Source organism: Streptomyces capitiformicae, assembly GCF_002214185.1.
GTDB classification, from domain to species: domain Bacteria; phylum Actinomycetota; class Actinomycetes; order Streptomycetales; family Streptomycetaceae; genus Streptomyces; species Streptomyces capitiformicae.
This window is the reverse complement of record NZ_CP022161.1, coordinates 1294827-1308956: the sequence shown is the minus strand read 5'-3', so window position 1 is coordinate 1308956 and position 14130 is coordinate 1294827. Positions and strand designations below refer to the sequence as shown.

12 protein-coding genes are annotated in these 14130 nt (G+C 69.2%); 9 read left to right on the top strand and 3 right to left on the bottom strand.

Going from position 1 to position 14130, the window contains the following annotated elements; all coding sequences use genetic code 11:
* Window positions 1–76: 76 nt before the first annotated feature.
* Window positions 77–1930, top strand: coding sequence for an RICIN domain-containing protein (locus tag CES90_RS05905; protein WP_229913520.1), 1854 nt, complete (start codon window positions 77–79; stop codon window positions 1928–1930).
* 200 nt (window positions 1931–2130) lie between these two features.
* Window positions 2131–4014 carry an RICIN domain-containing protein gene (locus tag CES90_RS05900; RefSeq protein ID WP_229913519.1) on the top strand — a complete coding sequence of 628 codons (1884 nt, stop codon included), beginning with the start codon at window positions 2131–2133 and terminating at the stop codon, window positions 4012–4014.
* A 291-nt stretch (window positions 4015–4305) separates the two neighbouring features.
* On the opposite strand, the gene CES90_RS05895 is transcribed toward CES90_RS05900, so the two are convergent.
* A complete protein-coding gene (locus CES90_RS05895; protein ID WP_189780294.1) occupies window positions 4306–5658 on the bottom strand; it encodes a Gfo/Idh/MocA family protein in 1353 nt (450 codons plus the stop codon).
* Window positions 5659–5722: 64 nt separating this feature from the next.
* On the opposite strand from CES90_RS05895, the gene CES90_RS05890 reads away from it, so the two are divergent.
* From CES90_RS05890 to CES90_RS05875, 4 genes are read left to right on the top strand one after another with little or no spacing between them, the layout of a single operon-like run.
* Window positions 5723–7009 carry an ABC transporter substrate-binding protein gene (locus CES90_RS05890; protein ID WP_189780293.1) on the top strand — a complete coding sequence of 429 codons (1287 nt, stop codon included), beginning with the start codon at window positions 5723–5725 and terminating at the stop codon, window positions 7007–7009.
* On the top strand, window positions 7006–7944 hold the full coding sequence (locus CES90_RS05885; RefSeq protein ID WP_373313226.1) for a carbohydrate ABC transporter permease: 939 nt from the start codon (window positions 7006–7008) through the stop codon (window positions 7942–7944). The genes CES90_RS05890 and CES90_RS05885 overlap by 4 nt, the downstream gene beginning before the upstream one ends.
* Window positions 7941–8813, top strand: a complete 873-nt coding sequence (locus CES90_RS05880; protein WP_189780292.1) for a carbohydrate ABC transporter permease — start codon at window positions 7941–7943, stop codon at window positions 8811–8813. The genes CES90_RS05885 and CES90_RS05880 overlap by 4 nt, the downstream gene beginning before the upstream one ends.
* Entirely contained in the window at window positions 8810–9406 is a 597-nt protein-coding gene (locus CES90_RS05875) for a hypothetical protein (protein WP_189780291.1), read from the top strand. Before CES90_RS05880 ends, CES90_RS05875 begins: the two co-directional genes overlap by 4 nt.
* Here the strand turns inward: CES90_RS05875 and CES90_RS05870 are convergent.
* On the bottom strand, window positions 9403–9753 hold the full coding sequence (locus CES90_RS05870; protein ID WP_189780688.1) for a DoxX family protein: 351 nt from the start codon (window positions 9751–9753) through the stop codon (window positions 9403–9405). The two genes, CES90_RS05875 and CES90_RS05870, sit on opposite strands and share 4 nt — an antisense overlap.
* 2 nt (window positions 9754–9755) lie before the next feature.
* On the opposite strand from CES90_RS05870, the gene CES90_RS05865 reads away from it, so the two are divergent.
* Window positions 9756–10907, top strand: coding sequence for a Gfo/Idh/MocA family protein (locus CES90_RS05865; RefSeq protein WP_189780290.1), 1152 nt, complete (start codon window positions 9756–9758; stop codon window positions 10905–10907).
* Between the two features lie 21 nt (window positions 10908–10928).
* On the opposite strand, the gene CES90_RS05860 is transcribed toward CES90_RS05865, so the two are convergent.
* Window positions 10929–11693, bottom strand: coding sequence for a GntR family transcriptional regulator (locus CES90_RS05860; RefSeq protein ID WP_189780289.1), 765 nt, complete (start codon window positions 11691–11693; stop codon window positions 10929–10931).
* A 336-nt stretch (window positions 11694–12029) separates the two neighbouring features.
* Between CES90_RS05860 and CES90_RS05855 the strand changes: the two genes are divergently transcribed.
* Both CES90_RS05855 and CES90_RS05850 read left to right on the top strand, forming a co-directional pair.
* Entirely contained in the window at window positions 12030–13049 is a 1020-nt protein-coding gene (locus CES90_RS05855; protein ID WP_189780288.1) for a sugar ABC transporter substrate-binding protein, read from the top strand.
* A 7-nt stretch (window positions 13050–13056) separates the two neighbouring features.
* Complete coding sequence (locus tag CES90_RS05850) at window positions 13057–14130, top strand: ABC transporter permease (RefSeq protein WP_189780287.1); 1074 nt, start codon at window positions 13057–13059, stop codon at window positions 14128–14130.

Sequence of the window (14130 nt, the reverse complement as noted above, 5' to 3'; positions counted from 1 at the left end):
GGCCGTCTCCCCACAGCCCCGGGGACGTTCCAACCCCGGTCATCCTCCCCGCTCACGTTCACGTAGGAGCCGCAGCATGGAATCCCGCTGGACACTTCCCAGCCCCGCAACCCGCACCGGACGCGGAGCGACCTCGTCCGTAGCCGTCCTCCTGGCCGCCCTGGCGGCGACCCTGGTGCCCGCCGGCCCGTCGCAGGCCGCGGACACCGGCGTCACCGTCGACTTCGCCAGCGCCGGAGGCGCCCCCACCTACCGCGCCTCGGGCATGATCTACGGGCTGACCGCCGACGGGTCGCTGCCGCCGGACCACTTCTTCAAAGACATCAAGTGGCACTTCATGCGGGCCGGCGGCGCGCAGCTCAACGGTGGCGGCTACGCCACCAGCCTCGCCCACTACCAGACCCGCTGGAACTCCACCCTCGCGCAGTACAAGCGCACCAAGGCGCTCGGCGGCACGTTCGTCATCCTGCCGCACGACCTGTGGGGCGCCGACGGCACCACCAGCCAGGGCTTTCCCGGCGACAACGGCAACTGGACGCTGTTCGACAACTTCGTCAACCAGCTCATCTCCGACGTCAAGGCCAACAACATGACGGTGGAGTGGGACCTCTGGAACGAGCCGGACCTCAGCGGCTTCTGGGGCCGGTCCCAGAGCCAGTACCTGCAGATGTGGTCGCGGTTCCACGCGGCCGTGCGGGCCAACCTCCCCGGTCAGCTCATCGTCGGCCCCAGCACGGCGAACCCGCCCAACGCGTCCAACACCTGGTGGACCACCTTCCTGAACCACGTCAAGGCCAACAACGTCGCCCCCGACATCTACAGCTGGCATGCCATTCCGCACGACCCCGTCACGGCCGTCAGCAACGCCAACTCGACCCTCGCCGCCGCGGGCCTGACCAACACCCGCCCGTACCAGATCAACGAGTACGCCGGGCGCGAGCAGCAGCACCCCGGTGGCGGCGGCTGGTTCATCAGCCGCCTGGAGCGGGCCGGCGCCGACGGCCTGCGCTCCAACTGGGGAGGGGGCCCCAGCCTGCACGACTACGCGGCCAACCTGCTCACCAAGAACAGCTCCGGCCAGTACCTGCCGCTCGGCGAGTGGTTCCTGTACCGCTACTACGGCTCGCAGACCGGAAACATCGTGAACCTCACGCCCGGTACGAACACCGACGGGCTGGCGACGAAGGACAACTCCGCGCGGAACGCGAAGATCCTGCTGGGCAGCAACGGCAACACCGGCAATGTCACCGTCAACCTCAACCGCCTCGACACCACGTCGGTGGTGGAGAACAGCCGGGTCCGCGCGATCGTCCAGCGCATACCGAACAACGGCGGCGGCGCGGTAACGGGTCCGGTGACGGTCTCCGACCAGACCCTGACCGTGAGTAACAACTCGGCCTCGGTGAGCGTGCCGTGGACGGACGCCGCGGACGGCTACACCGTCACCCTGCTCCCGCCGTCGAACACGACCGTCTCCACGGTCGCGGTGGTACAGCACAGCGGTCAGTGCCTGGACGACACCGACCTCAGCACCGCCGACGGCACGCAGTACCAGCAGTACCACTGCGAGGGCGGCTATCAGCAGATGCTCGACTTCAAGCCGGTCGCCGGCCGGGCGAACACCTACACCATCGTGAATGAGCACAGCGGTAAGTGCCTGGACGTCTCGGGCGCTTCCACGGCCGACGGTGCCGCCGTCATCCAGTGGACCTGCAGCGGCACCACGAACCAGATGTTCACCCTCAAGCCCGTCACCTCGACCGGCAACAGCAAGGACTACCAACTGGCCGCGGTGCACAGCGGCAAGTGCGTGGACGTCAGCGGGATCTCGAGCGACCCCCGCGCGAAGATCCACCAGTGGACCTGCGACCCGGCGACCGACCTGACCTGGAAGAAGAACCAGATCTGGCGCCTGCAGGGCATGAGCTGACCTGCGTTCCTCCCATGGGGGCTCCCGGCCACAGCAGGGAGCCCCCACACCGTGCCTCCACCTGGACCGCCAGCAGCTACCTCCTCCTCGCCGAAGCCCATGAACTCCGGCAAGCCGCACCCGCATCCGCCGCGCACACCGGCGGCTGAGAGCCCCCTGGGCGCCCCATCCAGGCAGCACCCACCCCCTCGGGAGATCACATGAGCATGTCCCGCGTCCTTCCTCCGCCCAGACACAGCACCGCAGAGTCCGGCTCCGCAGGAGGCCGCCGCCTGCGCAGGACCACCGCGCTCGCCGCGCTGTTCGCGTCGGTCGCGGCCGTCGCCCTTCCCGGCACGACGGCGCAGGCCGCCGACACCACCGTGGGCGTGGACTTCGCAACCGCCGGGGGCGCACCCACCTACCGCGCCTCGGGCACGATCTACGGCATGTCCGAGAACGGCGCCCTGCCGCAGGAGCACTTCTACAAGGACATCAAGTGGCAGTTCATGCGGGCCGGGGGCGCCCAACTGGACAACCCCGGCGGCTGGGTCGCCGGCAAGTACGACCGTCGCTGGAACTCCACCCTCGCGCAGTACAAGCGCACCAAGGCGCTCGGCGCCACCTTCGTCATCCTGCCGCACGACCTGTGGGGCGCCGACGGCACCACCAACCCCACCTTCCCCGGTGACAACGGCGACTGGTCCCGCTTCGACGCCTTCTACGACCGCCTCCTCGCCGACGCGCAGGCGGCCGGCATGACCGACATCCAGTGGGACATCTGGAACGAACCCGACTGGCATCCCTTCTGGGACCGGCCACAGGCCCAGTACCTGGAGATGTGGAAGCGTGCCTACCAGAGGATCCGCGCGGTCTTCCCGAACGCGGTGATCGTCGGCGCCAGCACCGCCGGCAAGCCCGCGTCGGGCGGCTCGTCCTGGTGGAACACGTACCTGGACTACGTCAAGGCCAACAACGTCGAGCCGGACATCTACAGCTGGCACAACCTCCCCGGCGACCCCGTAGAGGACTCGAACGCGGTCAGGTCGAAGCTGGCGGCCCGGTCGATGACCACAAGTCGCCCGTTCCAGGTCAACGAGTACGAGAGCGCCACCGAGCAGAACCCGGGCCGTGGCGGCTGGTACATCTCCCGCCTCGAGCGGGCCGGGGCCGACGGCCTGCGCGCCAACTGGGCGTCCGCGAACAACCTGCACGACTTCCAGGCGAAGCTGCTCACCAAGAACAGCGCCGGCCAGTACCTGCCGCTGGGCGAGTGGTTCCTCTACCGGTACTACGGCTCGCAGACCGGGAACATCGTGAAGGTCACGGCCGGCACGAACACCGACGGGCTGGCGACGAAGGACAACTCCGCGCGGAACGCGAAGATCCTGCTGGGCAGCAACGGCAACACCGGCAACGTCACCGTCAACCTTGACCGCCTCGACACCACCTCCGTGGTGGAGAACGGTCGGGTCCGCGCGATAGTGCAGCGCGTACCGAACAACGGCGGCGGCGCGGTGACGGGTCCGGTGACGGTCTCCGACCAGACGCTGACCGTGAGCGGCAACTCGGCCTCGGTGAGCGTGCCGTGGACGAACGCCGCTGACGGCTACACCGTCACGCTGCTTCCGCCGTCGAACACGACCGTCTCCACGGTCGCGGTGGCTCAGCACAGCGGCCAGTGCCTGGACGACACCAACCGTTCCACCGTCAACGGCACGCAGTACCAGCAGTACTACTGCGAGGGCGGCTACCAGCAGATGCTCGACTTCAAGCCGGTGGCCGGCCGGGCGAACACCTACACGGTGGTCAACCAGCACAGCGGCAAGTGCCTGGACGTCGCCAGTGCCTCCACGGCCGACGGTGCCGCGGTCATCCAGTACACGTGCAACGGCGCCACGAACCAGATGTTCACCCTGAAGCCCGTCACCGCGCTCGGCAACAGCCAGGACTACCAACTCGCCGCCGTCCACAGCGGCAAGTGCGTCGACGTCAGCCAGATCTCGACCGCGGCCGGCGCGAAGATCCACCAGTGGACCTGCGACCCGGCCAGCGCGCTGAACACCAAGAGGAACCAGATCTGGCGCCTCCAGGGCATGAACTGACCCGCGTTCCTTCCATGAGGGCTCCCGGCCACAGCAGGGAGCCCTCATGGGCTGTAGACACCGGCGCCGTTCCAGCATGACCCGTGCCCAGCCGGACGGCGGCGTCCGGTCTTGAAGGCGGCGCCGGCTGTCTTCGCGGCCGAGTTCGACCGGCCGTCATCGACAAGGACACCGACGTCACCTACACCGACCAGCTGTACGCGCAGCTCGAGCAGCGCACTCCCGGACTGAAGCGCATACGCCTCGGCTGCACCGCTGAGACCACCGACTGCCCCGGTCGCCCTCACCGACTCACACGTCCAGCAACTCCCCTGCCACCACCGGCCTCCCCGTCTCCAGCGACCGGTTCGCCGCCAGCCCCGTCACCAGCGACCGCGCCCCGTCCACCGCGTCCGCCGCCCGGCCCAGCCCGTCCGGTACCCGCTCCCCGAACAGGTCGGCCAGCATCCGTACGTCCCCACCGCCGTGCCCGCCCTCGCCCGTGGCCACCTTCACCTCGCGCGGCCGCTCCCAGTGTCTGCGCACCAGCAGTTCGGTCCGTCCGGCCTGGTCGTCGGCCTCGGCGCCGTGCAGCACCGGACTCGCACCCGTCGTTCGGACATGGGGCCGCGTCCACGTCGACTCCTCCACCAGCAGCTCGATCCGCCCCTCGCTGCCGTTGAAGGAGATCCGGTAGCCCTCCCAGGGCGCGTACGCCGTCAGGTGGTACGTCAGGGTCGCCCCGGACGCGTACCGCACGAGGACCGCCATGTCGTCCTCGATCGTCACGCCGGGTCCGAACACGTTCTGGTCGCGGTGGTAGCCGTCCTCCCGCTCGGCGTCCAGGTACAGCGCGCTGAGGACGGGCGAGTCCTTGAGGTGGAGGGCGAAGGGGTCGCCCTCGGCGGCCGGGGAGCCGTGGGCGCGGTCGTAGTCCCTGGCGAGACCGCGGCGCCGGCCCGCCTCCTCGCCGTAGAAGAAGAGACCGCCCTGGGCGAAGACGGTCTCGGGGCGGCTGTCGAGCCACCAGTTGACCAGGTCGAAGTGATGGGTCGACTTGTGGACCAGGAGGCCACCTGAGTCGGCTCTGTCGCGGTGCCAGCGGCGGAAGTAGTCGGCGCCGTGCCGCAGATCGAGCAGCCACTCGAAGTGCACCGAGCCGACCTCGCCGATCTCGCCGCCCGCGATCAGCTGCCGTACCGCCGAATGCACCGGGTTGTAGCGGTAGTTGAAGGAGACGCGCACCTCGCGGCCCGTCCGGCGGCGGGCGTCCAGGATGCGGCGGGCGCGCTCGGCGTCGGTGGTCATCGGCTTCTCGGTGACCACGTCGCAGCCCGCCTCCAGCGCGCCCACGATGTAGTGGTCGTGGGTCCGGTCCACGCTCGTCACGACGACCAGGTCGACGCGCTCGCGGCGCAGCATCTCCGCGAACTCCCCTGCCCCGTAAGCCGGTACGGGCGCACGGCTCGGGTGGTCGGCCGTGATCCAGTCGTTGTGGACGGCCATGCGGCGCGCGTTGGTGTCGCAGAGGCCCACCAGGTCGATCCGGTCAGCGAAGGGGCCCGTCAGTGCCTCGGTGAACATCCGGGCGCGGGCGCCGAGACCCACCACGGCGGCACGGCGGCGGCGTTCCAGGGAATCGGTGCCGGGGTCTTGTCGTGTCATACGGACCTTCCCTAGGGTCATGCAGGGGGTGGAAGCGCTTTCTAGTGAAAGAGGTGACCCACTCATGCCCGGAAACAGGACAAGGAAGTCCTGTGCGACGGCCGTGGTCCTCGCCCTGTGCGCGGTGCTCGCGGGCTGCTCGGACGCGGACGAGTCGTCTCGCGCGGGCGGCAAGGTCGTGCTGCGCTACACCTGGTGGGGCAACCCGGACCGGGCGGCGAAGACCCAGGCGGCGGTCGACCTCTTCGAGGAGAGAAACCCCGGGATCGACGTACAGACCTCCTTCACCGGCTACGAGGCCTACAAGCAGAAGCTCGCCACACAGGCCGCCGGCGGCGACGCCCCCGACGTGATGCAGCTCGACTACCGGATGATCGACCAGTACGCCACCGGGGGCGTGCTGCTCGACCTGAGCAAGCAGCAACAGGCGTTGAGGACCAGCGAGTTGGAGCCGGGACTGCTCGCCACCGGCAAGGTGGACGGCAGGCAGTACGCCATCCCGCAGGGCCGCGGCACCGAGACCATGGTCTACGACACCGAGCAGTGGAAGGCCGCTGGACTGGAGCCGCCCCGGGTGGGCTGGACCTGGAGCCAATGGGCCGACGCGATGCGGACGGTGGCCGAGAAGACCGGCGAGCCCGGCGGCACCGATCCCGGCCAGAGCGAGGACGCCTTCGAGGTCTGGCTGCGCGGCCAGGGCAGGACCCTGTACACCGAGGACCGCCGACTCGGCTTCACCGCCGACGACTTGACCCGCTGGTGGACGTTCACCGACAAGCTGCGCCGCGAAGGTGCCGTCTCGCCCGCCGAGCAGACCACCCAGCTCGACGGCAGTGTCGAGAACACCCCGCTCGGCCGCGGAAAGGCCGCCTCGGACGTCAACTGGGACGCCCCCGCGAGCGGTTACCTCGCCCTCGTCCCCACCGGGATCTCGCTCGCCCCCATGCCCGCGGGCGAGGACGGCACACCCGGCCAGTACTTCAAGCCCTCCATGTTCATGGGCGTGGCCGCCGACTCCGGCCATCCCGAGGAGTCCGCGAAGCTCGTCGACTTCATGCTCAACGACAAGGACGCCGCGAAGATCCTCGGCGCGACCCGGGGCATCCCCGTCAACGAGTCGATCCGCGAGGACATCGCCGCCGACCTCAAGGACTTCGACAAGACCATCTACGACTACCAGGCCACGGTCGAAGGCAAGCTCGACGCCCCGCCCCAGGCACCCCCGTCGGGCGACACCGCGCTGCAGACCACCTTCATGCGCGACTACGACCAGGTGTCGTACCAGCGGATGTCCCCCCGCGAGGCCGCCGAGAACTACATCACCGAGGCGAAGGCGGAGCTGAGGTCATGACCACCGCACAGATGCCGAAGGCCGCACCCGCCCCGGAAGCCGCCGCCGTACCGAGGCCCCCGCGCCGGCGCCGCGAGGGCGCCGCATGGGTGTTCCTCTCGCCCTGGGTGCTCGGGGCCTGCGTCCTGACGCTGCTCCCCATGGCCGTCTCGCTCTACCTCTCCTTCACCGACTACGACCTGTTCAACTCCCCGAACTGGGTGGGCCTGCGCAACTACACGCAGATGTTCACCGAGGACCCGCGCTACTGGCGCTCGGTCGTGGCGACCCTGACGTACGTCGTCATCGCCGTCCCCCTGCAACTCGCCCTCGCGCTCATCGTGGCCCTCGCCCTGAAGAACATGAAGCGCGGCAAGGGCTTCTACCGCTCGGCGTTCTACGCCCCCTCCCTGCTCGGCGCCTCCATGTCCATCGCCCTCGTCTGGCGGGCGATCTTCAACGACGGGGGCACGATCGACAACCTCTTCGGCACCGGCGGCTGGGTCTTCAAACCAGGCTGGGCGCTGCTCGCGGTGGCCCTGCTGACCGTGTGGCAGTTCGGTGCCCCGATGGTCATCTTCCTCGCCGGACTCCAGCAGATCCCGGGGGAGTTGTACGAGGCGGCCGAGGTGGACGGCGCGGGAAGGTGGCGCCAGTTCCTGTCGATCACGGTCCCCATGCTGTCGCCGGTGATCTTCTTCAACTTGGTCCTCCAGACCATCCAGGCCTTCCAGGTCTTCACCCCCGCCTTCGCGATCAGCGCCGGCAAGGGCGGCCCCGCCGACTCCACCCTCTTCTACACGCTCTACCTCTACGACCGGGGCTTCGTCGCCTCCCACATGGGCTACGCCTCCGCCATGGCCTGGGTCCTGCTGATCGTCATCGGCGTGGTCACCGCCGTCCTGTTCCGCACGTCCCGCTCCTGGGTCTTCTACGCCTCCGAGGGGGACCGATGACCACCACGACCACCTCAACTCCCGTTGCCCGCAAGCCGGTTGCCTGGGGCCGTGTGGCCCTGCACGCCGGCTGTCTGGCCGCGCTCCTGGTCATGCTGTACCCGCTGGCCTGGCTCCTCGCGACCTCGCTGAAGCCGGCGGACGAGGTCATCGCGAGCCTCGACCTGCTGCCCGGCCGACTGGAATGGTCCAACTACGAGACGGCGCTGGAGGGCGTGAACGACATCTCGGTCGGCCGGCTGCTCGGCAACTCCCTGCTGATCGCCGGCGGCGCGGTCGTCGGGAACGTCCTGTCCTGCTCCCTCGCGGCCTACGCCTTCGCCCGTCTGCGGTTCCGCTTCCGGGGGCCGCTCTTCGCCTTCATGATCGCGACGATCATGCTGCCGCATCACGCGGTGCTGATCCCGCAGTACATCATCTTCAACCAGCTCGGCATGGTGAACACCTACTGGCCGCTGATCCTGCCGAAATTCCTCGCCACGGAAGCCTTCTTCGTCTTCCTCATCGTGCAGTTCATGCGCGGACTGCCGAGGGAACTGGAGGAGGCGGCGCGGATCGACGGTTGCGGGCCGTTCCGGAGTTTCCTGCTGGTGATCCTGCCGTTGACGCGACCCGCCCTGATCACGACCGCGATCTTCACCTTCATCTGGACCTGGAACGACTTCTTCACCCAGCTGATCTATCTCTTCTCACCCGAGAAGTTCACGCTCACGCTGGCCCTCAGGTCGTTCGTGGACGCGTCGAGCACCTCGGCCTTCGGCCCGATGTTCGCCATGTCGGTGATCGCCCTGCTGCCGATCGTCCTGTTCTTCCTCGCCTTCCAGCGGTTCCTGGTGGAGGGCATGGCCAACTCCGGGATCAAGGGGTGAGCGGTGTGCGGACCAGCCGGGAGGCGGGCGAGGTCTTCGGGCCCCGGATGACGCTCTTCGCTGACGTGCTGAGCGTGGGCATCGCCGTGGCGGTGGTGAGCCTGCCGCTGCTGACCCTGCCCGCGGCCCTGTCGACGGCGTGCGCGGTACTGCGGGGAGCGCGGGAGGGACGTCCGGCCACAGCCGGGCGGTTCTTCGCGGAGCTGAGGCCCCGCCTGCGCGTCGGCGACCTGGCCGCCGGGCTCGTCACCCTCGCCGCGCTGGCCCTCGTCCTGGTCGACCTCGCTCTCGTCGGCGCCGGACTCCCGGGCGGCCCCGCCTTCGCGCTCCTCGCCGCCGCCGTGACCATCTGCGCCACCGTGGTCGGCCTGCGCGCCTGCGCCCGCCCCGAGTCCACCACCGACTGGCCCGAGGCGGTACGGAGGGCGGCGCGGGACGGGGTACGGGACGTGGGAGGCAGCGGCCTGGTGCTGCTGGCCCTGGCGGCCGCCGCCCTGTGCGCCTGGATGCTGCTCCCGCTCGCCTTCCTCGCCCCGGGCCTGCTGGCCCTGGCGCTCACCGCCGTGGACGTACGGGCGACTGGAACGGCCTAGAAGGCGTACGGCCCGAACCGGCCCCAAGCCACCACGGCCGCCAGTGCCAGCAGCACCACGCTGATGAGGATCGCCTGGTTCTCCTTGCGGCGGGCGTGGAAGATCACCGCGCCGATCATGATGAGGACCAGGCCGGTCGCCGCGAGCGGGACGAATATCGGGGCGATGTCCACGGCGGCCGGCAGGATCAGGCCGATTGCCGCCAGGGCCTCCAGGGCGCCGATGGTCTTGACCGCGCCGGGGGAGAAGCTCTCGTGAGGGAAGAATCCCCTTTGACAGTTGCGAAGTCGGCCCGCAAGGTGAGCCGCGTACGCACGTTCTGGACCGGTCCAAAAGGGTGAAGGCAGTCATGGTGAGTGCGCTCGGTGTCGCCGTCGTGGGGTTCGGCTGGATGGGACGGGTGCACACCCAGGCGTACGCCCGCGTGCCGCACCACTTCCCGCGGCTGACCGTACGGCCGGAGCTGATCACCGTCGCCGAAGAGGTCCCGGGGCGTGCGGAGGAGGCGGCTGAGCGGTACGGATTCGCCGCCACCGCCCGCGACTGGCGCGAGGTGGCCGCCGACCCCCGGGTCCAGGCCGTGAGCATCACCGCGCCGAACTTCCTCCACCGGGAGATCGGTGTCGCCATGGCCGAGGCCGGCAAGCACATCTGGATCGAGAAGCCCGTCGGCCTCACCGCCGCCGACGCCCGCGCCGTGGCCGACGCGGTCGCCGAGGCCGGCGTCCAGGGCGCCGTCGGCTTCAACTACCGCAACGCGCCCGCCGTCGCGGCCGCCCGCGAACTGATCGCCGCCGGCGAGATCGGCACCGTCACCCACGTCCGGATCCGCCTCTTCAGCGACTACGCCGCCCACCCCGACTCCGCGCTGACCTGGCGGTACGAGCGCGAGCGCGGCGGCAGCGGGGTCCTCGGCGACCTCGCCTCGCACGGCGTCGACCTCGCCCGCTTCCTCCTCGGCGACATCGCCGCTCTCACCGCCGACACCGCGGTCTTCGTCCCCGAACGGGCCCGCCCCACCGGCGCCACCGCCGGGCACACCCGTGCGAGCGGCGGCGAACTCGGCCCTGTGGAGAACGAGGACTACGTCAGCTGCCTGCTCCGCTTCGCCTCCGGCGCCCGCGGCGTCCTGGAGGCCTGCCGGGTCTCCGTCGGCGAGCAGAACAACTACGGCTTCGAGGTCCACGGCACCAAGGGCGCCGTCTCCTGGGACTTCCGCCGCATGGGCGAACTGGCCGTCAGCAGGGGAGACGCCTACCAGGACCAGGCCGTCAGCACCCTCTTCGTCGGCCCCGGCCACGGCGAGTACGCCGCCTTCCAGCCGGGCTCCGCCAACGCCATGGGCTACGACGACCTCAAGGTCATCGAGGCGTACCACTTCCTCCGCTCCATCGCCGAGGGCACCCCGTACGGCACCACCCTGGACGACGCCGTGCACAGCGCCACCGCACTGGACGCGATGAGCCGCTCGGCGGAGTCCGGGGCGTGGGTGAGCCTCTGAACAACTGCCGTGCGGGGACGGTCAGTTGCGGACGAGTAGCTGGAAGTCGAAGGAGTAGCGCGAGGCACGGTAGATGTGGCTGCCGTACTCGACCGCGCGGCCGGTGTCGTCGTACGCCGTGCGCTGCATGGTGAGCAGGGCGGCGCCCTCGGGCTCGCCGAGCCGCTCGGCCTCGCCGGCGTTCGCGTTCCGGGCGCCGACGGTCTGGTGGGCGCTGTGCAGGGTGATGCCGGCGTTGCGCATCATCCGGTACAGGCCCGTCGACTCCAGCCGTTCGGTGTCGAGGTCCAGCAGTCCCGCCGGGACGTAGTTCGACAGGAACGCCACCGGCTGGCCGTGGGTGAGGCGCAACCGCTCGAACAGGTGCACCTCGGTGCCCTCGGCGATACCCAGGGCGGCGGCGACCTCGTCGGAGGCGGTCCGGACCTCGCTCAGCAGCACCCGGGTCGTGGGCTGCTGCCCGGCCGCCTCCAGGTCGTCGTACAGGCTGCTCAGCTCCAGCGGCCGCTTGACCTGGCTGTGGACCACCTGTGTTCCCACGCCCCGGCGGCGTACGAGCAGGCCCTTGTCGACCAGCGACTGGATGGCCTGCCGTACGGTCGGCCGGGACAGGCCGAGGCGGCCCGCGAGCTCGATCTCGTTGCCCAGCAGGCTGCCCGGGCCCAGTGCGCCGTGCTCGATCGCGGACTCCAGCTGCCGGGCCAGCTGGTAGTACAGCGGCACCGGGCTGCTCCGGTCGACGCTGAGGCCGAGGCTCTGCGTACTCCCTGTGGTCGCACTGGTCACGCTATGAGGGTATCCGTCCGTCTGGATGACAGGAACCCCTGTCATTGCATTGTCCTTACATGTGGCTCCCGGGGCGCGGGCGCTCGGGTCGGTAAGACTTTGTTCTGACATAAAGACCTGCTCGTGAAATGATGTCTTAACAAAGTATTGACAGGCGGGTGTGTCAGCGGTTTGTATCCCGTCCCAACGGAAGAGCCCGACGCGAGAGCCCGACGAAACGGCGCGGTCGGCCTACCGGCACAATGATCCGGACTTTCACGTCCGGGCCCGCGCGGGCACCCCCGCCCGACGCTGTCCCGCTCCTTTCCCCCCGTCGCACAGTGAGGTGCAGGAAAGATGGACCGCACGTTTCACCCCCGCTCGCGCAGAGTGGCCCCCTTCTTCGCGCTGGCCGCGGCATCCGCGCTGCTGATCGCGGGATGCTCCAGCGAATCCGGCGGTAAGGAGGCCGAGGAGGGCGGAACGAACGCCTCCGCGGGTAAGGCCGACACCCCGCAGATGACGGTCGCGATGGTGACCCACGCCGGGCAGGGCGACACCTTCTGGGACATCGTCCGCAAGGGCGCCGAGACGGCGGCCGCCAAGGACAACGTCAAGCTCGTCTACTCCAACGACCCGAACGCGGCCAACCAGGCCAACCTCGTGCAGAACGCGATCGACCAGAAGGTCGACGGCATCGCCGTCACCCTCGCCAAGCCGGACGCCATGAAGGGCGTCATAGCCAAGGCGGAGAAGGCCGGCATCCCCGTCGTCGGTCTGAACTCCGGTATGGACGTGTGGCAGGAGCAGGGGCTGCTCTCGTTCTTCGGGCAGGACGAGACGGTCTCCGGTGAGGCCTTCGGCAAGAAGCTCAACGAGACCGGCGCCAAGCACGCCGTCTGCGTCGTCCACGAGCAGGGCAACGTCTCGCTCGAGGCTCGCTGCGCCGGTGTGAAGAAGACGTTCGAGGGCGAGACCGAGAACCTCTACGTCAACGGCACCGACATGCCGTCGGTGAAGTCCACCGTCACCGCCAAGCTCAAGCAGGACACCTCCATCGACGAGGTCATCACCCTCGGCGCCCCGATCGCGCTGACCGCCGTGCAGTCGGTGGACGACGCGGGCAGCAAGGCGAAGGTCGCCACCTTCGACCTGAACAAGGAACTGACGGACGCCATCAAGGCGGGCACCATCGAGTTCGCCGTGGACCAGCAGCCCTACCTCCAGGGCTACCTGGCCGTGGACTCGCTGTGGCTCTACAAGAACAACGGCAACTACAGCGGCGGCGGTGAGGCACCGGTCCTGACCGGGCCGGCCTTCGTCGACAAGGACAACGTCGACACGATCGCCTCCTTCGCCGCGAAGGGCACCCGGTGATCCGACCATGACCCAAGCAACGGCACCGGCGGCGAGCTCCTCGCCGCCGGCTCCGCCGGCCACCCAGAAGGACGGCCGTACCACACAACGCTCCCTGGGGCGCCGCCTGTTGGCCCGCCCCGAGGTCGGCGCGCTGATCGCCGCCATCGGCGTGTACGCCTTCTTCTTCGCGGTGGCCCCTTCCTTCCGCGAGGCCGGCTCGCTGGCCACCGTGCTCTACCAGGCGTCGGTCATGGGCATCATGGCGCTGCCCGTGGCGTTGTTGATGATCGGCGGCGAGTTCGACCTGTCCGCCGGTGTCGCGGTGACCAGCTCCGCGCTGACCGCCGCGATTCTCAGCTTCCAGCTGACGCTCAACGTGTGGAGCGGCGTGATCGTCGCGCTGGTCGTGTCGTTGGCGGTCGGCGCGTTCAACGGCTGGCTGCTGATCAAGACCGGTCTGCCCAGCTTCCTGGTGACCCTGGGCTCGTTCCTGATCCTCCAGGGCTCCAACCTCGCCGTGACGAAGATCTTCACCGGCAACGTGGCCAGCGACTCGATCGCCGAGATGGACGGCTTCGACCAGGCCAAGAGCGTCTTCGCCTCCGAAGTGTCCATCGGCGGCGTGGACTTCAAGGTCACGATCTTCTACTGGCTGGTCTTCGCCGGGATCGCGACCTGGCTGCTGCTGCGCACCAGGTTCGGCAACTGGATCTTCGCGGTCGGCGGCAACAGGGACTCCGCGCGTGCGGTGGGCGTACCGGTCAACCTCACCAAGATCGCCCTGTTCATGGGCGTCGGCGCGGGCGCCTGGTTCGTGGGCATGCACCTGCTGTTCTCGTTCAACACGGTGCAGTCCAACGAGGGCGTGGGCAACGAGTTCCTGTACATCATTGCCGCGGTGATCGGCGGCTGTCTGCTCACCGGCGGCTACGGCTCCGCCATCGGCCCGGTCATCGGCGCCTTCATCTTCGGCATGGTCAACCAGGGCATCGTGTACGCCGGCTGGAACCCCGACTGGTTCAAGGCGTTCCTCGGCGCGATGCTGCTGCTCGCCGCCCTCGTCAATCTGTGGGTCCGCCACCAGGCGACCCGGAGGTGA